Annotated in this window: 17 protein-coding genes and 1 tRNA gene; 4 read left to right on the top strand and 14 right to left on the bottom strand. The window is 71.5% G+C overall.

What is annotated here, in order from left to right:
• The 4 genes from PUR26_RS15125 to PUR26_RS15110 all read right to left on the bottom strand — a co-directional run.
• Positions 1-611, bottom strand: a 611-nt coding sequence (locus PUR26_RS15125; protein WP_329872867.1) for a glycoside hydrolase family 1 protein, incomplete at its 3' end; no start/stop codon positions are given.
• Between the two features lie 100 nt (positions 612-711).
• Positions 712-1,584, bottom strand: a complete 873-nt coding sequence (locus tag PUR26_RS15120; RefSeq protein WP_329872866.1) for a carbohydrate ABC transporter permease — start codon at positions 1,582-1,584, stop codon at positions 712-714.
• Between the two features lie 5 nt (positions 1,585-1,589).
• Positions 1,590-2,588 carry a carbohydrate ABC transporter permease gene (locus PUR26_RS15115; RefSeq protein ID WP_329872865.1) on the bottom strand — a complete coding sequence of 333 codons (999 nt, stop codon included), beginning with the start codon at positions 2,586-2,588 and terminating at the stop codon, positions 1,590-1,592.
• 122 nt (positions 2,589-2,710) lie between these two features.
• Entirely contained in the window at positions 2,711-4,051 is a 1,341-nt protein-coding gene (locus PUR26_RS15110; RefSeq protein ID WP_329872864.1) for an ABC transporter substrate-binding protein, read from the bottom strand.
• 401 nt (positions 4,052-4,452) lie between these two features.
• On the opposite strand from PUR26_RS15110, the gene PUR26_RS15105 reads away from it, so the two are divergent.
• Entirely contained in the window at positions 4,453-5,481 is a 1,029-nt protein-coding gene (locus PUR26_RS15105; protein WP_329872863.1) for a LacI family DNA-binding transcriptional regulator, read from the top strand.
• Positions 5,482-5,693: 212 nt separating this feature from the next.
• On the opposite strand, the gene PUR26_RS15100 is transcribed toward PUR26_RS15105, so the two are convergent.
• The 3 genes from PUR26_RS15100 to PUR26_RS15090 all read right to left on the bottom strand — a co-directional run bounded on the left by PUR26_RS15100 (position 5,694) and on the right by PUR26_RS15090 (position 12,178).
• Complete coding sequence (locus PUR26_RS15100; protein WP_329872862.1) at positions 5,694-8,738, bottom strand: transcriptional regulator; 3,045 nt, start codon at positions 8,736-8,738, stop codon at positions 5,694-5,696.
• A 150-nt stretch (positions 8,739-8,888) separates the two neighbouring features.
• Positions 8,889-10,622, bottom strand: a complete 1,734-nt coding sequence (locus PUR26_RS15095) for a glycoside hydrolase family 6 protein (RefSeq protein ID WP_329872861.1) — start codon at positions 10,620-10,622, stop codon at positions 8,889-8,891.
• A gap of 14 nt (positions 10,623-10,636) precedes the next feature.
• The gene (locus PUR26_RS15090) at positions 10,637-12,178 is read right to left on the bottom strand and encodes a cellulose binding domain-containing protein (protein ID WP_329872860.1); all 1,542 of its coding nucleotides are present in this window, start codon (positions 12,176-12,178) and stop codon (positions 10,637-10,639) included.
• Between the two features lie 276 nt (positions 12,179-12,454).
• Between PUR26_RS15090 and PUR26_RS15085 the strand changes: the two genes are divergently transcribed.
• Positions 12,455-15,382, top strand: a complete 2,928-nt coding sequence (locus tag PUR26_RS15085) for a glycoside hydrolase family 48 protein (RefSeq protein ID WP_329872859.1) — start codon at positions 12,455-12,457, stop codon at positions 15,380-15,382.
• A 96-nt stretch (positions 15,383-15,478) separates the two neighbouring features.
• Positions 15,479-17,773, top strand: coding sequence for a xyloglucanase (locus tag PUR26_RS15080; RefSeq protein WP_329872858.1), 2,295 nt, complete (start codon positions 15,479-15,481; stop codon positions 17,771-17,773).
• Here the strand turns inward: PUR26_RS15080 and PUR26_RS15075 are convergent.
• The 5 genes from PUR26_RS15075 to PUR26_RS15055 all read right to left on the bottom strand — a co-directional run bounded on the left by PUR26_RS15075 (position 17,763) and on the right by PUR26_RS15055 (position 23,346).
• Positions 17,763-19,589, bottom strand: coding sequence for a rhamnogalacturonan lyase (locus PUR26_RS15075; RefSeq protein WP_329872876.1), 1,827 nt, complete (start codon positions 19,587-19,589; stop codon positions 17,763-17,765). The genes PUR26_RS15080 and PUR26_RS15075 overlap by 11 nt on opposite strands.
• A 443-nt stretch (positions 19,590-20,032) precedes the next feature.
• Entirely contained in the window at positions 20,033-21,163 is a 1,131-nt protein-coding gene (locus tag PUR26_RS15070) for a methyltransferase (RefSeq protein WP_329872857.1), read from the bottom strand.
• A gap of 210 nt (positions 21,164-21,373) precedes the next feature.
• Positions 21,374-21,538: a hypothetical protein gene (locus PUR26_RS15065; RefSeq protein ID WP_329872856.1), complete on the bottom strand. Its 165-nt coding sequence runs from the start codon at positions 21,536-21,538 to the stop codon at positions 21,374-21,376.
• Between the two features lie 139 nt (positions 21,539-21,677).
• Positions 21,678-22,061, bottom strand: coding sequence for a hypothetical protein (locus PUR26_RS15060; protein ID WP_329872855.1), 384 nt, complete (start codon positions 22,059-22,061; stop codon positions 21,678-21,680).
• A 103-nt stretch (positions 22,062-22,164) separates the two neighbouring features.
• On the bottom strand, positions 22,165-23,346 hold the full coding sequence (locus tag PUR26_RS15055; protein WP_329872854.1) for a helix-turn-helix domain-containing protein: 1,182 nt from the start codon (positions 23,344-23,346) through the stop codon (positions 22,165-22,167).
• 117 nt (positions 23,347-23,463) lie between these two features.
• On the opposite strand from PUR26_RS15055, the gene PUR26_RS15050 reads away from it, so the two are divergent.
• The gene (locus PUR26_RS15050; protein WP_329872853.1) at positions 23,464-23,988 is read left to right on the top strand and encodes a flavoprotein; all 525 of its coding nucleotides are present in this window, start codon (positions 23,464-23,466) and stop codon (positions 23,986-23,988) included.
• A gap of 937 nt (positions 23,989-24,925) precedes the next feature.
• Here the strand turns inward: PUR26_RS15050 and PUR26_RS15045 are convergent.
• Both PUR26_RS15045 and orn read right to left on the bottom strand, forming a co-directional pair.
• Positions 24,926-24,998 (bottom strand) — tRNA-His (locus PUR26_RS15045).
• Between the two features lie 80 nt (positions 24,999-25,078).
• Entirely contained in the window at positions 25,079-25,690 is a 612-nt protein-coding gene (orn, locus tag PUR26_RS15040; protein ID WP_329872852.1) for an oligoribonuclease, read from the bottom strand.
• Between the last annotated feature and the right edge of the window lie 24 nt (positions 25,691-25,714).

The following is a 25,714-nucleotide window of genomic DNA, read 5'->3' as shown; positions in this document are numbered from 1 at the left end:
TGGGCGGCGCGCAGGGCGGCGACGGGGTCGGTGCGTCCGGGGGCGTGGACTCCGGAGCCGTATCCGAGGAAGGCGCTGCACCAGGGTTCGTTGAGGGTGGTCCAGCGCTGGACGCGGTCGCCGAGGGCGTCGGCGACGATACCGGCGTAGTCGGCGAAGCGTTCGGCGGTGGCGCGGTGGGGCCAGCCGCCCGCGTCCTCCAGTTCCTGCGGCAGGTCCCAGTGGTAGAGGGTCAGGACGGGCGTGATGCCCGCGGACAGCAGTTCGTCGGTGAGCCCCCGGTAGAAGTCGAGGCCCTTCTGGACGGCCGGGCCCCGGCCGGTGGGCTGGACGCGGGACCAGGACACCGAGAAGCGGTAGGCGCTCAGCCCGAGGTCCTTCATCAGCCGTACGTCGTCGCGGAACCGGTGGTAGTGGTCGACCGCCACATCGCCGGTGTGGCCCTCGAAGACCTTCCCCGGTGTGCGGGAGAAGGTGTCCCAGATGGAGGGGGTACGGCCGTCCTCCTGGGCGGCGCCCTCGATCTGGTAGGCGGCGGTCGCGGAGCCCCAGAGGAAGCCTGGCGGGAACCGGCGGGTCGCGGTGAGCGGCCGGGCATCGGACGCAGTCATATGGGAGCGCTCCCAACGTTATGGCGGGTCAACACGGAGACGCGTCGACGCAGAGACGGGTTCGTGGCGAGGGCGGGAGGTGAGGGCGGCGCGGGACGCGTCAGCTCTTGACCGCGCCCGAGGTGATGCCGCCCACGATGTGCTTGCCGAGCAGGGCGAAGACCAGGAGGAGCGGCACGGTGGAGATGAGCGCACCGGTCAGGACGATCGCCTGGTTCACGGTGTGGTTGCCGGAGCCGAGACCGGCGAGCGCGACCTGGAGCGTCGGATTGCCGTCCGGGGTGAGCGCGATGAAGGGCCAGAAGAAGTCGTTCCACGCCTGCACGAAGACCAGCATGCCCAGGACGGCCATGGCGGGCCGCGCGACGGGGAACACCACGTGCCAGATGACCCGCAGGCTGTGCGCCCCGTCCATCCGGGCCGCCTCCACCAGCTCGATGGGCAGCGCCTCCAGCAGGTACTGCCGCATGAAGAACACGCCGAACGCGGCGACCAGCGAGGGCAGCACGACCGACTGCAGCTGGTCCACCCAGCCCAGGTCGGTGATGATCCGGTACAGCGGGATGACGCTGAGCTGCGGCGGGATCGTCATCGTCGCCACCACGAGCGCCAGCATCACATTGCGGCCGCGGAACGGCAGCTTGGCGAAGGCGAAGCCCGCCAGGGTGGAGAAGAGCACGGTGGACAGCGCCACCAGCCCCGCCACCACGGTGGTGTTGATCAGTGCCTCGCCCATGTCGACCTGGTTCCAGGCGAAGGTGAGGTTCTCGAAGAGGCGGGGGCCGGGCAGCAGCGGTGCCGGGGCCTCGACCACGCGCTCCCCGCTGTGCGAGGCGGCGACGAGGTTCCAGTACAGCGGGAAGAGCGAGACCACGGCGGCCAGGATGAGCAGGAGGTACGTCAGCGGTCCGGCATGGTGCTGCCGTCCGGCCTTCTGCCGCAGCCGCCTCGGCCTGTCGAGTGTGGACGTCATCGAGGTCAGCCCCCCAGCTTGGAGCGGTTCACGCGGGCGACGAGCAGCCGGAAGGCGCCGATCAGGAGCAGCAGCAGGAGCATCACCCAGGCGATCGCCGAGGCCTGTCCCAGTGCGCCGGTCATCCAGCCCTTCTCGTACATGAGCAGGCTGAGGGTCTGGAACTGGTTGCCGCTGCCGCCGCTGACCCCGAGGCTGCCGCCGAACAGCATCGGCTCGCCGAAGAGCTGCGTGGCGCCGATCGTCGAGACGACGATGGTGAACAGGATCGTGGGACGGATCGAGGGAATGGTGACGCTGATGAACTGCCGCCAGCGCGAGGCCCCGTCGAGGGCCGCGGCCTCGTACAGGTCCTGCGGGACGGCCTGCATCGCGGCCAGGTAGATCAGCGCGTTGTAGCCGGTCCACCGCCAGGTGACGATCACCGAGATGGCGATCTGGGCGGGCCACTTGGACGACTCCCAGTCGACCGGATCGAAGCCGACCCAGCCGAGCATGGTGTTGATCAGCCCGTAGTCGCTGTTGAACAGCTGTGCGAACACCAGGGTCGCCGCCGCGATCGACGTGGCGTACGGGGCGAGGACCGCGACGCGGAAGAAGCCGCGGCCGCGCAGTTTGTAATTGAGCAGATGGGCCAGCCCCAGCGCCATCAGCAGCTGCGGAACGGTGGAGAGGACCCCGATGGTGAACGTGTTGGCCAGCGCGTTCCAGAAGAACCCGCTGTCCCACAGGCCGGTGTAGTTGTCGAAGCCGCGCCACTGCGCGTCCCCGCCGAGCTCGACCCGGTGCAGCGAGAGCCAGCCCGTGTAGATCAGCGGGAAGAGCCCGAACGCCGCGAAGCACAGGAAGAACGGGGTGACGAAGGCGTACGGGGTGGCTTTGAGGTCCCAGCGGTACAGCCTGCTGCGCCAGCCGGGGCGGTCGGGTGCCTGTTCCGGGAGGACGGGGGGCGGCGCGGCGGGCGGCGGGGCGCCGTCGGCCGCCGCCCGGACGGAGGTGGCCACGAGGGCTTCCTTCCAGCTCGGTGCGTGTGGTGGTTCGGTCCGGTCACCGCGCCGGCGCGTGCCGGGCGGTCCGTGCGGGTGGCCGCCCGGCGGGGGAGCGCCGGGCGGCCACCCGCGTCCCCCTACTGGTCGATCTTGTCCTCGATCAGCTTCTTCACGTTGTCCCAGGCCTTGTCGGGCGCCGTGCCGCGCTGCTCGATGTCGAGGATGCCGTTGTCGGTGATGAACGTCTTCACCTGGCCGTCGTGCCGGCTGACCGGGGCCGGGGCGATGCCGGCGGCGGCGGTCGAGTAGATCTTGCCGACCGGGGTGTCACCGAAGTACGGGATCTTGGCGTTCTGCACCGCGGGCGAGGCCAGGGTCGCCTTGGTGGACGGGATGTTGCCGTTCACCCCGAAGACCTTCGCGTGCTGCTCCGGGGCGGTCAGCCAGGCGGCGAGCTTGGCGGCCTCCTCGGCGTTCTTGCCGGACTTGGGCACGGCCAGGAACGAGCCGCCCCAGTTGCCCGCGACCGGCGGAGCCGCGATGTCCCACTTGCCCTGGTTGCCGGCGCCGGCCTGGTCCTTGATCATGCCGGTCATCCAGCTCGGGCAGGAGACGGTGGCGAACTTCGAGTTCTTGAAGCCGGCGTTCCAGGTGCCCTTCTCGTCGAACTGCCGCAGCTTGGCGGAGATCCCGCTCTGCGCGGCGTCGACGGCCAGGCTCCACGCCTTCTTCACGCCGGGGCTGTTCTCCCAGGCGAGCTCGCCCTTGTCGTCGGCGTACTGCTGCGGCTGGCTGGCCAGCACGGCCTGGAACAGGCCGCTGGAGGAGTCGAGGAAGGCGGTGCCCGCCGGGGCGTTCTTCTGGTACGTCTTGCCGACGGCGACGTACTTCGCCCAGTCGCCCGCCCAGAGCCGGGCGACCTGGGCGCGGTCGGTGGGCAGCTTCGCCTTGGCGAAGAGCTCCTTGTTGTAGCAGATGGCCATCGGGCCGATGTCGGTGCCGAGGCCGATGAGCTTGCCGTCGGCGCTGGTGGCCTGCTTGACCTTCCACTCCAGGTAGGCCGAGGTGTCGGCGCCGCCGGTCTTGGAGAGGTCCACCCACTTGCCGGCCATGGCCGGGCCGGTGGCCTCGGCGATGTAGCCGACCTCGATGGCCTGGATGTCCGCGAGACCGCTGTTGCGGGAGAGCCGCAGCTTCAGCGTGTCCCAGTACTTCTGCCCGTCGGCCACGTTCGACTCGACGATCTTGATGTTGGGGTGGAGCTTCTCGTACTCGGCGTAGAGCTTGGCCCCGTTCTCGTTGTCGTACCCGAAGGCGCCGAAGGTCCCGATCCGCAGGGTGATCTTCCCGTCGCCGCTCGCCGCGCCGGATCCGCCCTCGTCGCTGCTGCAGCCGGTGATCAGGACCGCGCCGGTCACGAACGCCGCGGCTGCTGCCAGTGCGGGGCGGCGCCCGCGGGTTCTGCTGGAAGTGCGCATTCCATCTCCTCGTCCAGGGTGGTGCTGCTGTGCGCCGAATGAGAGGTCCGAGGTCGGCTTCAGCGGCTCGGCGGCGGCCGGATCGGACATAGCTGCAGGTCGCTCGGGGGTCGGCCGCAGAATGAGTGGGAGCGCTCCCACGTCGTCTGCCGGAAGGTTGCTGCCTCCTGGGGGTGAGTGTCAAGAGATGAAGACGAATTCGTCGGGTGAGGGGCAACCGAGGGTCACGAGCCGAGAGTTGACGTCAGTTCCTGAATGCTCGCAGTGGCGCCCGACGGGTTCGTCCCCTACCTTGGGAGCGCTCCCACGATTGAACGGCGTGCTCCGGGACTCCCGCTGACCGCATCCTCCGGGGCACCCTCTAGGTTGGCTGAGTCATTACCTCATTCGATGGGAGACCGATGGCGGCGAGCGGACGGCAGACCGGCAGGCCCACGCTGGAGGAGGTCGCCGCGCGGGCCGGGGTGGGGCGCGGCACCGTGTCCCGGGTGATCAACGGCTCCCCCCGGGTGAGCGACCGGGCCAGGGCCGCGGTCGGCCAGGCCATCGCCGAGCTGGGGTACGTCCCCAATCGCGCCGCCCGGGCCCTGGCCGGGGCGCGTACCGACGCCATCGCCCTGGTCATCCCCGAGACCGAGGCGCGTCTCTTCGCCGAGCCCTACTTCCTGGACATCATCCGGGGTGTCAGCGCCGAACTCGCCGACGCGGACATGCAGCTGCTGCTGACCCTGATCCGCACCCAGCAGGAGCGGCAGCGGTTCGAGCAGTACCTCGCCGCCCAGCGGGTGGACGGCGTGCTCCTGGTCTCCGTCCACCGCGACGACCCGCTGCCGGACCTGATGGAGGAGCTGCGGCTGCCCACCGTCCTCAACGGCCGCCGCTCCGAGAGCGAGCCGGTGGCGTACGTCGACTCCGACAACGTGGGCGCGGGCCGGTCCGCCGTGGACCATCTGACGGGGCGGGGACGGCGCAGGATCGCGACGATCACCGGGCCGCTCGACATGTACGTGGCGCGGTGCCGGCTGGACGGCTACCGTCAGGGCATCGAGGCCGCGGGGCTCGCGGCGGACGAACGCCTGGTGGCCCCGGCCGACTTCACCGAGGAGGGGGGGCGCCGGGCGATGCGGGAGCTGCTGGAGCGCTGCCCCGATCTGGACGGGGTCTTCGCCGCGTCCGACGTGATGGCGGCCGGCGCCCGTGGCGTGCTGCGGGAGTCGGGCCGCCGGGTGCCCGAGGACGTGGCGCTCATCGGCGTCGACGACTCGGCGGTGGCCCGGCACATGGAACCGGCGCTCACCAGCGTGCGTCAGCCGATCGAGGAGATGGGCCGGGTGATGGCCCGCGTCCTGCTCCAGGAGATCGCGGGCGGCACGGCGCAACCGCGCCAGCTGGTGCTCCCGACGGAACTGGTGGTCCGCGACTCGACCTGAAGCGCGCGGCCTGGAGGGGGCGGCCTGGACGGCGCGGCCTGAAGGGGAGCGGCGCCGCCGCGGGCGTCGGCTCCCGGCCGGCCGCCGTGGCGTACGAGGGCGGCCCGGCGCCCGCCCGGGCCGCACGCCCGCCCTCCGCGACGCCCTGCCCCGCCCGGACCCCGTCCCGTCCCACCCCGGCCCCTCACCCCCGGCTCCGCACCTCTGTCTTCTCACCACGCCTTCGCCGGCGTGCCGTCGGCCTCAAGCCCGTAGCGGCGCAGGTCCTCCCACTCCGCGTGCCCCGTCCTCCGCAGAGCGGCGGCCAGCTCGTCGAGCGCGCTCCCGTACCCGGCGTCGGCGGCCGACCGGTACAGGCGCCGGGCGTCCTCGACGCTCCCCGAACGGGCCCGCAGCCGGGCCGTCACGGCCAGGGCGTCGACGTGTCCCGCGTGGGCGGCACTGCGGGCCGTGGCTTCGGCCCCCTCCCGGTCCCCCGCTTCCTCGCGCAGCCGCGCCAGTTCGGTCAGCGCGCGCGTCTCCCCGAGGGCGACGGCCTTCAGGAAAAGCCGCTCGGCGTCCCGGATCTCACCGGCCTCCTCCCGCAGGTGCGCCAGACCGGCCACGACCCGGCTCGTGCCCGCGAGGGCCAGCCGCTCCGCCCCCTGTTTGTCCCCGCTCTCCTCCCGCAGCCGCACGAACTCGTTGAGCACGAGGCTGTTGCCGCCGAGCGCCGCGAGCCCGACGAGGCGTTCGGCGCCCGCCTTGTCGCCGGCCTGCTCCCGCAGACGGGCGAGGAGGACGAGCGCGCCGGTGTTGCCGGCCCGCGTGGCGGTACGGGCCAGGCTCTCGGCCTGCTGGGAGGCCCGCGCGGTCTCGCGTACCCAGACGAGCTCCGCGAGGGCGAAGGTGCTCCCGCCGTCGGCGGCCTCGCACGCCATCCGTTCGGCCTCCTTGCTGTCCCCCGCCAGCTCCCGGAGCAGGGCGAGCGCGGCCAGCGCGTCGGTGTTGCCCCGGTCGGCGGCCGCCCGGTAGAGCTCCTCCGCACCGCCCGTGTCGCCCGCCCTGTCGCGCAGCCTGCCCAGTTGGGTCATGGCGAACGTACTGCCCGCTTCGGCGGCCGTCCCCAGCAGGCTCTTCGCACCGGGCCTGTCCCCGGCCCGGGTGCGCAGGCGCGCCAGCTCGGTCAGGGCGAACCTGCTGCCCGCGTCCGCCGCCACGCGCAGCAGCCGCTCCGCGCCGGCCGTGTCGCCCGACTGTTCGAGCAGGCGGGCCATCCTGGCCGCCGGGCGGACCCTGCCCGCCCGGGCCGCGGCGACGACGAGGCGTTCGGCACCGCCCCCGTCCCCCTGTCCGTGCCGGATCCTTACCAGCTCCGCCAGGGCGTACGTGTACCCCGCGCGCAGCGCCGCGAAGGCGAGCTCCTCGGCGCCCGCCCCGTCGCCCGCCGCCTCCCGGGAGCGGGCCAGTTCGGGGAAGGTCTGGATCTTCCCCTGTCTGGCCGCGGTGGACACGAGGCGCTCCGCGCTCTCCTTGTCGCCGGCCTCCTGCCGCAGCCGGGCCAGGTCCGCGAGGAGCTCCGTGTCGCCCGTGTCGGCGGCCTCGAACGCGAGGCGTTCCGCCCCTTCCCGGTCGCCGTCCCGCTCCCGTAGGCGCACCAGCTCCCGGCGCACGGTGTGGTCGGCCTCGTAGGAGGCCTCGTAGAGCTCGCGGGCCCCGCCGGTGTCGCCGGTCCTCTCGCGCAGCCGGGCCAGCTCGGGCAGGGCACCGGTGTTCCCGGCCTCGGTGGCGGCCCGGAAGAGGTCCGCGGCGTGCCGCAGACGTCCCCGCACCTCTGCCGCGTGGGCCAGGGCCAGGAGGTCCTCGCCGTGGGCGGCGTGCCGGGCCGCCGACTCCCAGAAGGAGCGGGGCGGGCAGTTCAGCCGCCGCTCGGCGTTGCCGTGCTGCTCCAGGTAGTCGGCGAGGCGGTAGGCGACGGTCGCCAGCCGCTCGCCCCTGCGGCGGACCCTGGTCAGCGGGCCGGGTACGCCGCGGCAGGGCTCGGCGCAGTATTCGAGGGCCGACTCCAGCCAGCCCTCCCCCAGGGAGTCGAGTTCCCGGTCCGTGAGGTAGTCCTCGACCGCTCCTGCCAGCAGCGCGTGGGGCAGCGCGCGTCCGTGTCCCAGGCGCCGGAAGTCCATCGCCGCCCGGATCAGGGCGGCGGCGCCCGGTGGTGCGTAGCGGTAGTGGTCCCGCAGGGCCGGGACACCGGCCAGGAACTGGGTGACCTCGCCGTCGGCGGCCCCCTCCAGGGCGCGGGCCAGCCGGGGGTCGCGGCGGGCCTCGCGGTGGGCCGAGTCGATGTCCGCGCTCGTGAAGGACTTCGGGACGGGGAGGCGCAGCCCTACGCCGGTGAGGAGCTCGCGCTGCTGGGCGAAGGAATCCTGGGTCGCCGACGCGGACAGCACCGTCAGGGGCTCCCAGAAGCGCGGCCACATGGTGGCCAGTACGAGGACGGGGGCCCGGCCCGGGTCGCGCAGGAGGGTGCGCAGACCGGCCGTGATCCGTTCGGCGGTTCTCGCCTCCGGGGCCAGGAGGTAGTGCTGGGCCTCGTTGAGCCAGATCACCGTGCGCGGCCCCACGTCGGCCAGATGACCGAGGGCGGCCTCCGGGCGGGTGGGATCGTACGGATGCCACACCCGCCAGCCGGCCGGCAGCCGCCGCAGCGCTTCCCAGCAGGCACGGGTCTTGCCCGTCGAGGACTCGCCGATGAGGGTCACCAGCAGACTCTCCCCGGCCGCCGCCCGGTCCATGATCCGGTGGAGCTGGCGATCGTGCTCCCGCTCCACGTACGACGGCAGGGTCGGCAAGGCGCCCTGTCCGGGCAGGGTGATGGCCTGGTGCACCTCCAGCGCGAACGGGTCCAGATCCCTCACCGGCACGCCCAGCCGCGGGGTGAGCCGCGCGGCGACCCACAGATCCCTCACCCGGCGCGCCACGTCCGCGACGTCCCAGCGTGCCTTCCGCGCAAGCACGGTCGCCACGGACACGAGGTCGGCCTGGCCGGCCGTCGGCCCGGACGATCCGATGATCCCGCGCACCGACTCCTTCGAGAGACCCGGTCGCGGGGCACGGTCGCGGGTGACCGATGCCGCGATGTACGCGGCGGAAGGCGCGCCGGCCTCCGTGTGGAGCCGGTGCACGAGCTCCTTCAGCGCCCGTGCCGCGGGCGTGGCTCCCGCGGGCTGTCCGATGGGCGGCTGGCTGCCTCCGGGCGGTCCGCCCCTGTCGCCGGTCACCGCAGCATCCTCGCCCATCCGGACGCGCGGCGTGCACGAAGCGGGACAGACACAGGTGCGTGACGGAGGGGCCGTCTTCGGGACCGGCCGGCGCACGCGGAACCCCCGCCCCGGCGGGGTGCCGGGGCGGGGGCTCTGGTCAGGGGCGGGTCAGAGCGCCGGGTAGGCGTTCTTCATGAGCTCCTGGAACTGGGCCGAGAACCAGTGGCCCGACAGCGGGGCGTCCGCGAGGGCGCCCGAGAGGTTGTTGCCGTTGCGCGGGTTGCCCGTGTAGGTCGGGTCGCACATCCGGTCGAAGCCCTTGCCCTCGGTGTTCGGGATCTCCTTGCTGGCGCCGTCGGACTCGCCCGGAGGCTTCATCCAGACGTACGCGTCGATACCGGCGGCGGGGGCCGCCTTCGGGCGCTCGCCCAGACCGGCGCCCGACTGGTTGCACCAGTTGCCGAGGTGGATGCGACGGTCGTACTTACCGCCGTTGACGTAGGTGTCGACCGTGGTCTTCGCCCCCGGCGCGGTCGGCCGGGCCGTGCCGCCCCAGCCGTTGCGGGAGGTGTCGATCAGCATGCCGATGCCGGAGTCGAAGCCCAGCGAGACCAGCTTGGCGCGCATGGCCTGGGCGTAGGACAGCTCGTCGGTGTACCGGTTCCAGTCGACCCACTTCGACTGGCGTACGGAGACGCCGTTCACGCTGTCGTCGATGGTGAAGTGCTCCTCCTTCAGCGCGCTGTAGTTGGCGGTGTTGACGATGAAGCCGTGCACCTTGGAGACCGTGGCGCCCTCGGCGGTCGCGGCCTGCTTGAAGAGCTCGGCGGAGGCGCCGAAGTTGTCGTCCCAGCCCAGCCAGCCGTGATGGCCCGCGTCCACGTAGTTGTAGACGTTGCCCACCGCGCCCAGCTTGTTCAGCGCGTACCCGACGCCCTTGGTGTAGTTGCCGTTCGCCTTCATCACGTCACAGTTGGGCGTGGCGGTGGGGCGGGGCGTGGTGTTGGTGACCAGGTTCGGCAGCGAGTCGATCTCGACCGTGTTGACGATCCGCAGCCCGGCGTACTTCGGGTCGGCGAGGATCGCGGCGATCGGGTCGATGTACTGCGTCTTGTACTTGTCGATCTCGGTCGGGCCGAGCTCGCCGTTGGAGGCGAGCGCCGCGCAGTCACGCCCGGGCAGGTTGTAGATCACCAGCTGGATCGCGAGCTCTCCGGTGCCCTTCTGCTTCAGGGCCTCGTCGAGGTGGTCGCGCAGTCCCATGCCGCCGTTGACGCCCTCGATGGCGGCGATCCGGTCGAGCCACACACCGGTCGGCTGGTTGGCGATCCGGCTGCCGCCGGGCTCGGCGGCGGCCTTCGCGGACCACTCCGGGTTCACGTAGACCTTGGCGCCCGCGTACGGGTTGTCGACCTTGCCACCCGTGGGCGGCGGGTCGGTCGGGCCGGGCGGGTCGGTCGGATCGGTGGCACCGTTGCAGGTGATGCCGTTCAGCTTGAACGAGGTCGGTATGGCGTTCGTCCCGCTGTACGCGGCGTTGAAGCCGAAGGAGGCGGAACCGCCCGTGGCCAGGGTGCCGTTGTACGAGACGTTCCTGGCGCTGACGGCCGCCCCGGTCTGGCTGACCGCGGCGTTCCAGCCCTGCGAGATCCTCTGGTTGCCCGCGAAGGACCACTCCAGGTTCCAGCTGCTCACCGGGTCGCCGGTGTTCGTGACGGTGACGTTGGCGCCGAAGCCGGCGTCCCACTGGTTGGTGACCTTGTACTCGACCTTGCAGCCGGGCGCGGCGGCTCCGGCGGTGGTGGTCATCGCGGTGGCCGTCGCGCCGGTCGCCGCGATCAGTGCGCCGGCGGCCAACAAGGCCGTACGGCGCCGTGAGGGTGCCGTGTCGGTGCGGCTCATACGGTTCGTTCCTCTCAGTCCTGGGCGCGCAGATGGTCGCGCAGCCCGATGCCGAATGCGGTGGGTGTGCCGTCGTAGTTGCTGATCAGGGCCGGACCCGAGGAGCAGTCCCAGGTGTTCCAGGTCCAGCCGAGGTAGGACAGGCCGCGGTCGTCGAACCACTTCATGACGCGGTCGATGAAGGCGTGTCCGCAGGTGTTCTCGCCGATCTCGCCCGCCACCAGCGGTACGCGTGCGGCGACCGGTGCGAGGGTGGAGTTCCAGCACGTCTCGGTGGCGCAGGTGTTGAAGTTGTAGACGTGCCAGGCGGCGGCCAGATTGCCGGCCGGGTCGACCGGTGCGTGGGTGAGCCACTGGCTCAGGTCGTTGGAGTACGCCACCCCGGGGACGAGGACCAGGTTCCGCGCGCCGGTCACGCGGACCGCGTCCAGCAGGTCCTGCATCCCGGCGACCTCGTAACCGATGCCGGGGCAGTCGCCGCCGTCGCGCCAGCAGGTCCACGCCTGGGCGGCGGTGGGGGTGGCCCGGTCCGGGTACGGCTCGTTGAACAGGTCGAAGACGACCCGGCGGTCGTTCTTGAAGGTGTCGGCCACCGAAGTCCAGAAGGCCGGGGTGTACCTGGCGTTGGGCATCGGCTTCTGGCAGGTGGCGTGGACGTCGGCGCAGCCGGCGGAGTTGCCGGTGTACTGGCCCCAGGTCCAGTGGAGCTCGACGACCGGTGTCATGCCGTGCGCCTCGACCCGGGCGACCAGGTCCTTCACGGCGTCGATGTACGCGGTGCCCCGGTACGCGGGGTCGATGTTGTCCAGGCCCAGCCAGCACTCCTCGTTGAGGGGGATACGTACGGTGTCGGCGTTCCAGTCCGCGATCGCCCTCACGGACGGGTCGTCGACCGGGCCGTCGAAGATGCCGCGGCCCTGGACGCACATGAACTCTCCGCCGGAGCGGTTGACGCCGAGCATCCGGCGGGTGGCGCCGTTCTCGTCGACGAGCCGGTTGCCGTTCACGCTCAGCACCGGTGGCCCGTCTGTGGGTTCCGGCGGGTCCGGCGGATCGGTGGGACCGCCCGGGTCCGTGCCGCACGCCGTGCCGTTCAGCGTGAACGAGGCCGGCGGGGGATTGGTGCCCGACCAGGAGGCGAGGAACCCGGTGGTGACCGAGGCGCCCGTGGCGAGGGAACCGTTCCAGCTCTCGTTCACGGCGGTGACCGACGTACCGGACTGGGACCATGCGGCGCCCCAGCCCTGGGACACCTTCTGACCGCCGGAGAAGGAGAAGCCGAGGCTCCAGCCGTTCACCGCCGGACCGTTGTTGGTGAGGGTGACCGCTCCCTGGAAGCCGCCGGCCCATGAGCTCGTGACGCCGTAGTCCACGGTGCACACGGGGGCGGCCGCCCCGGCGGTACCCGCGGCGGCGGACGCCGTCGGTACGACCGGGGAGAGTGCGGTGCTCACCGTCGCGAGCACCGCACCGGCCAGCAGTGCGAGTAAGCGGAAACCCGAACGCGGGGGATGACGTGAAGGGTGACGCGGGGGATGGCGCGGGGGATGTCGCATGAAGCGAGTCCTTGCAGCTCGGGCGCGTACCTGACAATGCGCCGACTGAAATGGAATCGCTCCCACTGGTGGGGCAGACCGTAGCGCCAAGTGGCGTCAAGGAACAGAGGGTCCGTCAATTTTCACTTTCGATTTTCTTCGACTCTTCAAGCACCTTGACCCCCAGGCCCCCTCTCCGCATAGTGGGAGCGCTCCCACTGGTTCAAGGCTTGTGTTCATCTCCGTACGGTCCCCACCTGTACACCCCTCCGCCGAGCCGCGAGGAGAAGCAAGCGCATGTCACCAGGATCAAGAAAACGACCACGCTCCCGGCTGCGCCGGGCCCTGGCCGCGCTGGCCGCCGCCGTCTCCCTCCCCCTCGGGATGACGGCCGTCGCGGGCGCCCCCGCCCACGCCGCCGACGTCCAGTGCAGCGTCGACTACAAGCCCGTCAACGACTGGGGTTCCGGGTTCACCGCCGAGCTGACCCTCACCAACCGGGGCACCGCAGCCCTGGACGGCTGGACCCTGACCTACGATCAGGCGGGCGACCAGAAGCTCACCAACGGCTGGAACGGTGTCTGGTCCCAGTCCGGCAAGGCCGTCACCGTGCGGAACGCCACCTGGAACGGGACCGTCGCGGCGGGCGCGGCGGTCACCACCGGCGCCCAGTTCACCTACACCGGCACGAACGCGGCGCCCACGGGCTTCGCCGTCAACGGCACCCTGTGCGCCGGTGCCCAGCAGCCGCCCGTCGCCGTGCTGACGAGCCCGGCGGCCGGCGCGGTCTTCACGACCGGTGACCCCGTCCCGATGGCCGCGACCGCCGCGGCCGCCGCCGGCGCCACCATCGGCAAGGTCGAGTTCTACAGCGACACGACCCTGCTCGGCACGGACACCACCTCGCCGTACACGTACAGCGCGCAGAACCTGGCCGCCGGCGGTCACTCGCTCTACGCCAAGGCCTACGACAGCCGGGGCGCCTCCGCCGAATCGGCCCCCGTCGGCATCACGGTCGCCGCCGGTCCCGCCCTGGTCGCCACCCCCTCCCAGCTCGGCATCCGCCAGGGCACCACCGGCACGTTCGAGCTGAAGCTCTCCACCCGGCCGACCGCGAACGTCACGGTCGCCGTCGCCCGGACCTCGGGCAACACCGGCCTCAGCGTCACCGCGGGTTCGGCTCTCACGTTCACCCCGGCGAACTGGGCCACCGCCCAGAAGGTGACCGTCACGGCGGCCGCCACCGGCACCGGTTCGGCCGTCTTCACCGCGACCGCCCCCGGCCACACCAAGGCCGAGGTCACCATCGCGCAGCTGGCGGCGGACTCCACGTACGACGCCCGCTTCCTCGACCTCCACGGGAAGATCACCAACCCGGCCAACGGCTACTTCTCGCCCGAGGGCATCCCGTACCACTCGGTCGAGACGCTGATCGTCGAGGCGCCGGACCACGGTCACGAGACGACCTCGGAGGCGTACAGCTACCTGATCTGGCTCCAGGCCATGTACGGCAAGATCACCGGCGACTGGACCAAGTTCAACGGCGCGTGGGACACCATGGAGAAGTACATGATCCCCACGCACGCCGACCAGCCCACGACCGGCAGCTACAACGCCTCCAAGCCGGCGACGTACGCCCCCGAGCACGACCTGCCGTCCCAGTACCCGGCGAAGCTCGACCCCGGCGTCGCGTCCGGCGCCGACCCCCTCGCGGGCGAGCTGAAGAGCGCCTACGGCACGGACGACATCTACGGCATGCACTGGATCCAGGACGTCGACAACGTCTACGGATACGGCAACGAGCCCGGCAAGTGCTCCGCCGGCCCCACGGCCACCGGGCCCTCCTACATCAACACCTTCCAGCGCGGCCCGCAGGAGTCCGTCTGGGAGACCGTCACCCACCCCACCTGCGACAACTTCTCCTACGGCGGCAAGAACGGCTACCTCGACCTGTTCACCGGGGACGCCTCCTACGCCAAGCAGTGGAAGTTCACCAACGCCCCCGACGCCGACGCGCGCGCCGTCCAGGCGGCCTACTGGGCCGACATCTGGGCCAAGCAGCAGGGCAAGGGCGGCCAGGTCACCGCGACCGTCGGCAAGGCCGCGAAAATGGGTGACTACCTGCGCTACGCGATGTTCGACAAGTACTTCAAGAAGGCCGGCGACTGCGTCGGACCGACCGCCTGCCCGGCCGGCACCGGCAAGAACAGCGCCCACTACCTGATGTCCTGGTACTACGCCTGGGGCGGCGCCACCGACACCTCGGCCGGCTGGTCCTGGCGCATCGGATCCAGCCACGCCCACGGCGGCTACCAGAACCCCCTCGCCGCCTACGCGCTCAGCGAGTACGCGCCGCTCAGGCCCAAGTCGGCCACCGGGCAGCAGGACTGGGCGACCAGCCTGGACCGGCAGCTGGAGTTCTACCGCTGGCTCCAGTCCTCCGAGGGCGCCATAGCGGGCGGGGCCACCAACAGCTGGCAGGGCCGCTACGCCACCCCGCCGGCCGGCACGCCCACCTTCCACGGGCTGTACTACGACGAGAAACCCGTCTACCACGACCCGGCGTCCAACCAGTGGTTCGGCTTCCAGGCGTGGTCGATGGAGCGGGTCGCCGAGTACTACCACCAGACCGGTGACGCCGCCGCGAAGACCGTCCTCGACAAGTGGGTCGGCTGGGCCCTGTCCAAGACCACAATCAACCCGGACGGCACCTACCGCATCCCCTCCACCCTCCAGTGGTCGGGCAAGCCCGACACCTGGAATCCGGCGAGCCCCGGCGCCAACACGGGACTGCACGTCACCGTCGCCGACTACACCGACGACGTCGGCGTGGCCGCCGCGTACGCCAAGACGCTGACGTACTACGCCGCCAAGTCCGGTGACGCCGAGGCGAAGAGGGTCGCCAAGGCGCTCCTGGACGGCATGTGGCAGCACCACCAGGACCCGCTGGGCATCGCCGTTCCCGAGACCAGGGCCGACTACAACCGCTTCGACGACCCGGTGTACGTGCCGAGCGGCTGGAGCGGCGTCATGCCCAACGGCGACAGGGTCGACTCCTCGTCCACCTTCGCCTCCATCCGCTCCTTCTACCAGGACGACCCGGCCTGGCCGAAGATCGAGTCCTATCTGGCGGGCGGCTCGGCCCCCGTCTTCACGTACCACCGCTTCTGGGCCCAGGCGGACATCGCCCTGGCCATGGGTTCGTACGCGGAGCTCCTCGAATAGCCCCGCGGCCTCCGCGTACGTCACAGCCGGGCGTGCCGCGCTGCCCGCGGCCCGCCCGGCTCTCTCCCATCCCCCCGCCCGGAGAGGAATCCCCCTGTGCGCAAGAAGAGGAGCCTGCTCATCGGCCTGGCGCTCGCCGCCGGTCTGCTGACCGGCGCGGCGCCCGCCGCCCAGGCCGGGCCCGAGACCCGGCCCGAGCCCCGGGCCGCGGCGGCGGAGCCCTACACCTGGAAGAACGTCCGGATCGACGGCGGCGGCTTCGTACCGGGCATCGTCTTCAACCGGACCGAGAAGAACCTCGCCTACGCCCGCACCGACATCGGCGGCGCCTACCGCTGGCAGCAGACGACCAAGTCCTGGGTGCCGCTGCTGGACTCGGTCGGCTGGGACCGGTGGGGCCACACCGGCGTCGTCGCCATCGCCTCCGACTCCGTCGCCCCGAACCGGGTGTACGCGGCCGTCGGCACCTACACCAACAGCTGGGACCCCGGCAACGGAGCCGTCCTGCGCTCCGCCGACCGGGGCGCGACCTGGCAGAGGACCGACCTGCCGTTCAAGCTGGGCGGCAACATGCCCGGCCGCGGCATGGGCGAACGCCTCGCGGTCGACCCCCACCGCAACAGCGTGCTGTACCTCGGCGCGCCCAGCGGCAACGGCCTGTGGCGCTCCACCGACTCCGGCGTCACCTGGTCCCGGGTCACCTCCTTCCCCAACCCCGGCACCTACCGCCAGGACCCCGACGACACCACCGGGTACGCCTCCGACAACCAGGGCGTCGTCTGGGTCACCTTCGACGAGTCGACCGGCACCCCCGGGAGCGCCACCAGAACCGTCTACGTCGGGGTCGCCGACAAGGAGAACTCCGTCTACCGCTCCACCGACGCGGGCGCCACCTGGACCCGCCTGCCCGGTCAGCCGACCGGACTCCTCGCCCACAAGGGCGTCCTGGAGGCGGCCGCCGGGCATCTGTACCTGGCGTACAGCGACACGGGCGGCCCCTACGACGGAGGCCGGGGCCAGGTGTGGCGGTACGCCACGAGGACCGGCACCTGGCAGGACATCACCCCGGCCGCCGACGCCTCCTACGGCTTCAGCGGGCTGAGCGTCGACCGGCAGAGGCCCGGCACGGTGATGGTCACCGGTTACAGCTCCTGGTGGCCCGACACGCAGATCTTCCGCACCACCGACAGCGGCGCGCACTGGACCCGTGCCTGGGACTACACCTCGTACCCCGACCGCTCCAACCGCTACACCATGGACGTCTCCTCCGTCCCCTGGCTGACCTGGGGCGCCGCCCCGCAGCCGCCCGAACAGACCCCCAAGCTCGGGTGGATGACCGAGTCCCTGGAGATCGACCCGTTCGACTCGAACCGGATGATGTACGGCACGGGGGCCACGGTCTACGGCACCGAGGACCTCACCCGGTGGGACACGGGAAGCCCCTTCACCATCCGGCCGATGGTGAAGGGGCTGGAGGAGACGGCGGTGAACGACCTCGTGTCCCCGCCCTCCGGCGCCCCGCTGATCAGCGCGCTCGGCGACGTCGGCGGCTTCCGCCACACCGATGTCACCCAGGTGCCCGGGCGGATGTTCACCCAGCCGGTCTTCACCACCACGACCTCCCTCGACTACGCCGAGACCAGCCCGAACACCATGGTCAGGGTCGGCGACCTGGACAGCGGACCGCGGATCGCCTTCTCCACCGACAACGGCGCCAACTGGTGGGCCGGGCAGGAACCGCCCGGAGTGTCGGGCGGCGGCACGGTCGCCGCCGCGGCGGACGGCAGCCGCTTCGTCTGGAGCCCCGCCGGGGCGGCCGTGCACACCGCGTCGGGCTTCGGTTCGTCGTGGACGGCCTCCCGGGGCATCCCGGCCGGCGCGACCGTCGAGTCCGACCGGGTCGACCCGAAGACGTTCTACGGCTTCAAGTCCGGCACCTTCTACGTCAGCAGGGACGGCGGCGTCAGCTTCACCGCGAGGGCCACCGGCCTGCCCGTCTCGGGTGATGTCCGCTTCAAGGCGGTCCCCGGCCGCGGCGGCGACATCTGGCTCGCCGGCGGCGCGGCGGCCGGGCAGTACGGGCTGTGGCACTCCACGGACGCGGGCGCGACGTTCACCAGGGCCGCCGGTGTCGAACAGGCCGACACCATCGGCTTCGGCAAGGCCGCGCCCGGCGCCGCGTACCAGACGCTGTACACCAGCGCCAGGATCGGCGGCGTGCGCGGCATCTTCCGCTCCATCGACGCGGGCGCCACCTGGGTCCGCGTCAACGACGACGCCCACCAGTTTGGCTGGACCGGTGCCGCGATCACCGGCGACCCCCGGATCTACGGAAGGGTGTACGTGTCGACGAACGGCCGCGGCATCGTCTACGGCGACGCTACGGGGTGATCACCGACGGCCGGGGTGCGGGCGCCATCCCGGCACCGATGTGGAAACTCGGGTGCGGGGGCTGGTTGTAGGCGGTGTTCTGCCAGGCCAGCCCCGTGCGGTACATGGTGTCGTGCAGAAGCGTGGTGATCCGCGTGTCCGTCTCGTACGGCGTCGAGTAGATCCGCAGCGCCCGGTTGTCGGACGTGCGCCAGACGACCTCCTCGCGCCAGTCCCCGAGGATGTCCCCGGAGAGCGAGGGGGTCGCCTTGGTGCCGTTGCCGGACGCGACGGAGGCCCCCGTCAGCAGCCGGGTGTCCCCGCCGGTGCCGTACTTGTCGATGCGGGTGCCGTCGAGCAGCTCGCGCGAGGTGTCGCCGTCCCACCAGCTCACGAAGTTGGCCGACGACGGCTCACGGCCCTTCGCGGCGCCCGCCTCGTCCCGGACGGAGGTGTCGGAGGCGGACCACACCTCGGCCCCGTCGTTGCCGGCGTGGATGTCGGCGGCCACGCCGCGCCCGTTGTCGCAGCAGGCCGCCAGCTTCCAGCGCACGGCCCCATTGCCCGGGTCGAGGTACAGCGCGGAGGGCTGGGACGCGGACTCGGACACCTTGAAGTACTCCAGGCCCGGATCCCCGGGGTCGAGGTCGGCCAGATGCTGGGCGTCGCCGTGCCCCGTCCTCGCCGTCCACAGGCCGTTGCCGTTGTCGTCGACGGCCATCGACCCGTACACGATCTCGTCCTTGCCGTCCCCGTCCACGTCTCCCACCGACAGGCTGTGCGAGCCCTGGCCGTCGAAGCCCTTGCCGACGTTGGCCGACGCGTCGGTGTCGAAGGTCCAGCGCCGGGTCAACTGCCCGCCGCGCCAGTCCCAGGCCACGATCACCGAACGGGTGTAGTACCCGCGCGCCATGATCAGCGACGGCCTCGCCCCGTCCAGGTAGGCGGTCCCGGCGAGGAACCGGTCGACGCGGTTGCCGTAGCCGTCACCCCACGACGACACGGTGCCGCGCGCCGGGACGTAGCCGGTGGTCCCCATCGCCGCGCCGGTGAGGCCGTCGAACATGGTCAGGTACTCGCCCCCGGCGAGGACGTAACCGCTGGAGTTGCGGTGGTCCGCCGAGGCGCTGCCGATGACCTTCCCGGTGCCGTCGACGGTGCCGTCGGCGGTCTTCATGGCCACCTCGGCCCTGCCGTCGCCGTCGTAGTCGTACACCTGGAACTGGGTGTAGTGGGCTCCGGAGCGGATGTTGCGCCCCAGGTCGACGCGCCACAGCCGGGTGCCGTCGAGCCTGATGCCGTCGACGACGGTGCTGCCGGTGTAGCCGGACTGCGAGTTGTCCTTGGCGTTGGTCGGCTGCCACTTCAGTACGAAGTCGAGGTCGCCGTCGCCGTCGAGGTCGCCGACGGACGCGTCGTTGGCCTCATAGGTGTACGCCACTCCGTCGGGCGTGGTGCCGCCCGCCGGGGGAGTGAGCGGCACGTCCTTGTACCCGGCCCGGAACTGGACGGCGTGCACGGAGTCGCCCTGCTCCACGCCGCCCACGACCGCGCGGACCGTGTAGTCGGCGCTGTTGGGCGCCCCGGCGTGGAAGTAGTTGGTGGAGCCCGTGACGGGCGTCGCGTTCACCTTCGTACCGCCCCGGTAGACGTTGAAGGCGACGGAGTCCGGGTCGGTCGCGAGCCAGCGCCAGCCGACCAGGTTGCCGGTGCCGGTGTGGACGCTGACCACGCCCCGGTCGAGCCGTTCGGCCTGGCGCGCGGTCGCGGCCTCGGACGGCCCGGCGAGAGCGGTGAGCCCGGCGACGGAGACGGCGCCGGCGACGGCCGCGGCCATGAGGGCGCGCAGAGGGCGGCTTCTCCTGCGGGGTGTCTGCGGGTGCTGCACGTTTCCTCCTGGGGGGAGAGAGGGCGTCGCGTACCTCACAGTCGCCGCCGCGGGGGGAACGGTTGCCGGCCCCGGACCGGCCGGGAAGCGGGCGGGGTCCGGAGAACGGCCGAGGCCCCGGTTCGATGAACCGGGGCCTCGATCTTGCAGTCGCGAACCGCTGCCGGATGGAACGCCACGGCTCCAACCGGATCGAGCAGGGCCACGCCGGCCCGCTCCTTGACACCCTGGTCCTTTTCGCCGACGCGACCGGCGTCCCCCTCCGACCTCGTCCGGCCCCCGCCCACCCTGCGGTCCGGCGGCTGCGTCGGATGTCCCCGGTCGGGGGTGGAGGAGAGCCACCGCCCGGCCGCGACGGGGGGGGCGCGGCCGGACGGGGCAGTCGACGGAGCTCAGCCAGCAGGGTGCGGAGCCCGCTCTGGGCGGGGGGCGGGCTCGATGACTCGGGCGGGGTGGTCCAGCCAGATCCGTTGTCCCTCGGCCGAGACGGACAGACCGAACCGGTCGAGCTCGGGCGCGCCCAGCTCGATGTACTCCACGTGCGCCTGCGCGATCTCCTCCCACAGGTCGCGCGGCCCGTACTGCCGCACTTCCCCGCCCGTCGCGGCCGTGGCCGCTGAGCCGTCACCGTCCTGCGCCCACACCTGTACGCCGTCATCGGACTCGGAGTGCCACATGCGCACCCCAGGCAGGCGGGTGCCTGCATACAGGGCGAAGCCGTGGTTGAGGACCTCGCGCGGTTCGACATCGCCGATGGAGGCCTCCCGGGCGGTCGAGTCGTCCACCGATGCGCCGGCCGGGGTGCGGTGTGCGCGCATCGGCATGTACGAGGCCGGGGTGCGGAAGCGACCGGCCGCTACGAGCCCGACGACGTCGAGTTTGACCACCGCGCCGGTCCAGAAGTCGCGGTGGATCGGCGCCACGATGTGGCCGCCGGGCCGGACCTGACGGACGAGGGCGTGCGGGACGTCCCGCAGAGCGCACGTGGCGATGACCCGGTCGAACGGGTCGGTGTCCGGCCAGCCCCACGCCCCGTCGGAGCAGGCCAGATGCGGCAGGTACCCGGCGGCCCGCAGCGCCCGCTGTGCATGGCCGGCCAGCGCGGGGTCGAGCTCGACGCTGTACACCCGGCGGTCGCCGAGCCGCTTGCACAGCAGGGCTGCCACGAACCCGGACGCGGTGCCGATCTCCAGTACGCGGTGACCGGTCTGGATGCTGAGCAGCCCGAGCATCTTGGCGACCATGCTGGGCTGGGAGTTGGACGAGGTGGCGATGCCGGGACCGTCGGTGTGCCCGTCGTCGAGCTGGATGATGACGGGCTCGTCGCTGTGCGCGAGGGCGAGCCGGTCGCCCTCGGTCGTGATGGGCTCGCATCCGGTCGGGCCCTGCCGCCAGATCTGGTGGGGGAGGAAGTCCTCGCGGGGGACGGCTAGCCATACGTCGCGCCATGCGTCGGTGAGCAGACCGCGCTCGTAGAGGTCGTCTACGAGCGCGGCGTGCCCGCCCTTGTGGGCGGTCGTCACATCAGCTCCCGGTGCTGTGCTTGCTCGGGCCGGAACCGTCGGGGGACGGCGGGGCCGGCGGGGGCGTCCACGGCTTGTCGCTCGGCTCGCCGCCGTGCTTACCGTCGTCGGACATACGGACCTCCTGGGTCGTGATCGGTCGTTTCTGCGGGGAGGTAGTGCCCGGCCGCTGCCCCGTCCCCGCCATCGGTCACAGGCAGCGGGCGGAGATCAGGAGCTCGGCCGCTGGGGCCACGCGGTGCGCGTGTAGTAGTGGTAGTGATCACCCTTGTGTCGCGGCGACAGGGTGCAGTGCAGCGGCGGATGGCCGGGGCGGACGCTCCAGCACACGTGGGTGATGGTGCGCGCCGCAGGCTGCTCACTGGGCGGCGTCACGATGCCGCACCGTGATTGGGCGCACATCCGTACAGCTGGCCGCACTTGCGGCACTGCGGCCGACCCTGTTCGTTGGGTGCGATCACGCCGCCACACTCGCAGAAGAGCCGCAGGATCCCCATCGCCAGGATGCGTCGCGTCACGTCGCCGGCCTTACAGTGTTGAGGGGCAGCATCCGCTCGGGCCCGCCCTCGGGGCGGACGAACGCCATCGGGCTCTGGTCCCGGTGGCCGGCCATCCGGGCGGGGTCCTCGTAGTCGCTCATCACGCCGACCAGTACGGCCGTCTTTCCTGTCTTGTCGACGACGAGGCAGCCGATGTCGTCCTCCGTGACAGCATGGGCCTCAGTCGCCGCGATCACAGGGTGCCCGGCCGACGTCGGGCTGTCTCGGCCGTGCAACGGCGGCAGACGCACGTGGGACGAGCTGGCGTTCGAGATGGTGTCGGCCGGCTCGATCGATTCCTCGGGCCGGATCGTACGGCGCGCGCCGTCCGGTAGAACGCGGTACACCTTGATCGTCATCACGGGTTGGGTCTCCCCGGGGTTGTCCGCTTCTGGATACGAGACCAGCGTGGCGCTCCAGGGAGACCGCAGCGCTCACAGATTTGTGAGCGCTGTGAGCGTTCTATAGGCCGATCCAGGCGGCCAGGTGGTTCAGGGTGTCGGGGGGGCGGCGCGCGGTGTGGAGCAGCCCGGTGATCGCGTCCCGGGCGCCAGGGTGATAGCGGGTCTGCTCGGGGGCCACCCTCCGCGCTTCCAGCAGATACCGCAGGGCGTGATCGGGATGCCCGGTCTCCATCTCCGCTACGGCCCGGTCGACCATGTACCGTGCCCGCCGCGAGGTGAGCGTGGAAGCCGGCAACCGAATCCTCCGGGCCTGGGAGAGGGCCTCATCGAAGCGGCGCTGATGCAGCGACGCGGTCATTTCATGCAGCGCCGCATTGACGTAACCGAACGACAGCCAATGCACCTCGGGCGCCTCTCCGCCTACCCGGCCGGCCAGTTCTCGGGCCTGCGCAATGTGCGTGGCAACGGCGGCCGCGTCCTCGGCTCGGGCTGCGACCGCGGCCGCGCCGAGGTGCAGCTGCCCGGCGACGGCCAAGGCCTCGCGCGAGGTATCCCCTTCGAGGAGCCGCTGGCCGGCCTCGATGAGCCGCTGACCGAGCAGGTGATCGGCCCGCTTGTGCCCCAGTGCCCGCTTGTAGTGCCGGATGGCACCCAGGCATGGGTCGGAGGCGCGCTCCGCGGCCCACCCCATGCGGTCAAGAGCGATCGTCGCCAGATCCCGGTGACCCAGCTTCAACGCGACGTCGTGAGCCGTGCGATACGTGGACGCGAGTGCCTGCCACGTGGCCGTCGTGGGGTTGGCCTGCGCAGCGGCGGTCAGCGCGGTGATGAGCGGAGGAAGGTTGCGGGCTGCCTTGCGCAGATGGGTGGCGCGTACGTCCTGGCACACCTGGTCTGCCGCCACGGCGAGGTCAGCCACTGGCCTGGCCGGGTCTGTCATCGGTGCGTCCAGGTCGTACCAGGCCAGTGCCTCGCGGATCGGGCGCACCAGGGCAGCGATGCGGTCTCGCTGGACCTCGCTCACATCAGCGGGGCCGGTAAGCACGGTGGCATCAATCCGGAGCACACAGGCGACCGCATCGACGAATGCAGGGGTTGCCGGTCGCGCCCCGCATTCCACCTGGTTCAGCAGACTGTACGAGTAGGGGATTCGGTCCGCGAGCTGCCGCTGCGTCAGCCCGGCCCGTTTCCGCTGCTCTCGGATGCGGGCGCCTGTGTGCTCGTCGTCGTGGGTGGGCATACTGGTCTCCGTTCCGGACTCGTCATCTGGGACGGTACCCGCGCCATCACGCGCTGGACCCTCAACTGCCCTCATCCCACTCGGGATGGGGGCAGTCGTGTGTGTTCGGATAGGCGCATGACGAGGACCCTGTATCTGTTCTGTTCGGCTGCTCCGCCGACCTTCGACGTAGCGCGCGTGATCGAGGACGCCCAGGCCCGTGGGTGGGACGTGTGTCTGGGACTCACGCCCACCGCGTCACGGTGGCTCGCCCCCAGCATTGACGGCCTGGCCGCGCTCACCGGGTACCCGGTCCGGTCTGAGTACCGGATGCCCGGAGACCCGGATGTGTGGCCCACGGCGGACGCGATCCTGTTCGCCCCCCTGACGTTCAACTCGGTGAACGAATTGGCCTTGGGACTCACGTCGAAGTGGGTCGTGGGCGTGGTGGCCGAGGGAATCGGCAAGGGCATCCCGCTCGTCGCGATGCCGTGCGTGAACGCGGCGTACGCACGACACCCCCAGCTCGACCGATCGATCGAGACGCTACGCGCGGCCGGGGTCAAGGTCCTGTTCGGTGATGGCGGGTTCGTGCCCAACGAGCCGGGCCAGGGGCGTCCAGAGGCGTACCCGTGGGGGCTGGCACTGGACGCTGTTGCGTGAACTGTTCGGCCGCGGAGACCTGACCCCAGAGGGCCGGAAGTGCCTCCCTGCCTGACCCTCAAGGGGTCGGGCAGGGGGCTTCGTCACATCATGGGTACTGCCGGCCGCCGAGGGCCATCGGTAGCAGGCCGGGCCGCTCGGGTGCGGGAGTCGGGGCGGGGCCGGGTGCTCCGGTGCGTCGGCAGATCAGGGCGTCGGGGTCGCCGGCCGGGGCTGGAGGGTCTGTCCGTCGGGGCAGGGCTGGCCAGCGGGGCCGGTCTCGCCCTGGGGGCCGGGCGGGCCGGCCGGTCCGGCGGCGCCGTCCTGCCCGTCCGCATCGTTGGTGTCCGGGGCGCCGGTCTGGCCGACCCCGGGCGCACCGTCGGTCCCCGACCGGCCGGGCCAGCCGGTGGGGCCTGGGGGCCCGGACGGGCCTGTCCCGCCGCGGGACCCGGGTATCGGTGCCGGCACCTGGTCCGGTCCGGCAGATCGGCCACCGCGCAGGCGGGGTCCGGCTCGGCCGGGGTCTCACTCGTGGCCGCGACCTGCGCGTGCAGCACCCGCACATCGCCGACCAGCGTGCTGACCGCGATGCCCCGCAGATGTCCACGGAGCGGGTGGCGCAGGCCGCGAGCGGTACGTCGCCCGGAATCGCTGGCTGCGCCATGAAACCTCGCCACGCATCCATCCGTGAGGCCATCGTCCGCCGTGCGCCTCGACCAGGGTCTGAAACTGTTCAGCGGCAGGGCGCTCGCCGAAGAGTTCCGTCCGCCAGCTCCCGTCCTGGCGCCACTTCACCTGGAAGGCGCAGCTGCCGTCCTTCCTGGGCCGTTCCACGATGCTCGCCGTGGGCAGACGACAGGACCGTTCCCCGGGTCGGTGTTCCCGCGGTGTTCCCGAAGTTCCGGGAATGACGAAGGGCTGACCTGTTTTCACAGGTCAGCCCTTGATCATTCAGGGTGAGTAACGGGACTCGAACCCGCGACATCCTGGACCACAACCAGGTGCTCTACCAGCTGAGCTATACCCACCACGACCGGTCTTTTTCCCGACCGGCCGAGAAAAAGTGTACAGGGTCCGGGAGGGTGCTCGCTCCCGCCTTCCGGGCGGCCTACTTCACGGGTGTCGCGGGCAGCACGTGGCGGGCCGCGATGGCCTTGGCCGTGTCGGAGTCCGGGCCGGGCTGGGCCACGAAGATCGCTTCGCGGTAGTAGCGCAGCTCGGCGATGGATTCCCGGATGTCGGCGAGGGCCCGGTGGTTGCCGCCCTTCTCCGGACTGTTGAAGTACGCCCTCGGGTACCAGCGCCGGGCCAGTTCCTTGACCGAGGAGACATCGACGATCCGGTAGTGGAGGTACTGCTCCACCTTCGGCATGTCGCGGAGCAGGAAACCGCGGTCGGTGCCGACCGAGTTCCCGCACAGCGGCGCCTTGCCGGGCTCCTTGACGTGCTCACGTACGTAGGCGAGGACCTGCTCCTCGGCGTCGGCGAGGGTGGTGCCCCCCGCCAGCTCGTCGAGCAGCCCCGAGGCGGTGTGCATCGCGCGCACCACGTCGGGCATGGTCTCCAGCGCCTCGTCCGGCGGACGGATGACGATGTCCACGCCGTCGCCGAGCACGTTCAGTTCCGAGTCGGTGACCAGTGCGGCCACCTCGATAAGTGCGTCGTCCGTCAACGAGAGCCCGGTCATCTCGCAGTCGATCCACACCATGCGATCGTTCATGCGTCCTACCTTAGAGGGGCGGCC

The sequence above is a fragment of the Streptomyces sp. SP18CS02 genome (assembly GCF_036322365.1).
Lineage (GTDB): Bacteria > Actinomycetota > Actinomycetes > Streptomycetales > Streptomycetaceae > Streptomyces.
The sequence above is the reverse complement of the archived record's forward strand: the minus strand, read 5'-3'. Positions and strand labels throughout refer to the sequence as shown.

Coding starts and splice junctions, on each gene's coding strand:
- PUR26_RS15090 (WP_329872860.1), bottom strand. CDS start 12,178: ATGCGACATCCCCCGCGCCATCCCCCGCGTCACCCTTCACGTCATCCC.
- PUR26_RS15095 (WP_329872861.1), bottom strand. CDS start 10,622: ATGAGCCGCACCGACACGGCACCCTCACGGCGCCGTACGGCCTTGTTG.
- PUR26_RS15110 (WP_329872864.1), bottom strand. CDS start 4,051: ATGCGCACTTCCAGCAGAACCCGCGGGCGCCGCCCCGCACTGGCAGCA.
- PUR26_RS15105 (WP_329872863.1), top strand. CDS start 4,453: ATGGCGGCGAGCGGACGGCAGACCGGCAGGCCCACGCTGGAGGAGGTC.
- PUR26_RS15120 (WP_329872866.1), bottom strand. CDS start 1,584: ATGACGTCCACACTCGACAGGCCGAGGCGGCTGCGGCAGAAGGCCGGA.
- PUR26_RS15085 (WP_329872859.1), top strand. CDS start 12,455: ATGTCACCAGGATCAAGAAAACGACCACGCTCCCGGCTGCGCCGGGCC.
- orn (WP_329872852.1), bottom strand. CDS start 25,690: ATGAACGATCGCATGGTGTGGATCGACTGCGAGATGACCGGGCTCTCG.
- PUR26_RS15055 (WP_329872854.1), bottom strand. CDS start 23,346: ATGCCCACCCACGACGACGAGCACACAGGCGCCCGCATCCGAGAGCAG.
- PUR26_RS15075 (WP_329872876.1), bottom strand. CDS start 19,589: ATGGCCGCGGCCGTCGCCGGCGCCGTCTCCGTCGCCGGGCTCACCGCT.
- PUR26_RS15050 (WP_329872853.1), top strand. CDS start 23,464: ATGACGAGGACCCTGTATCTGTTCTGTTCGGCTGCTCCGCCGACCTTC.
- PUR26_RS15060 (WP_329872855.1), bottom strand. CDS start 22,061: ATGACGATCAAGGTGTACCGCGTTCTACCGGACGGCGCGCGCCGTACG.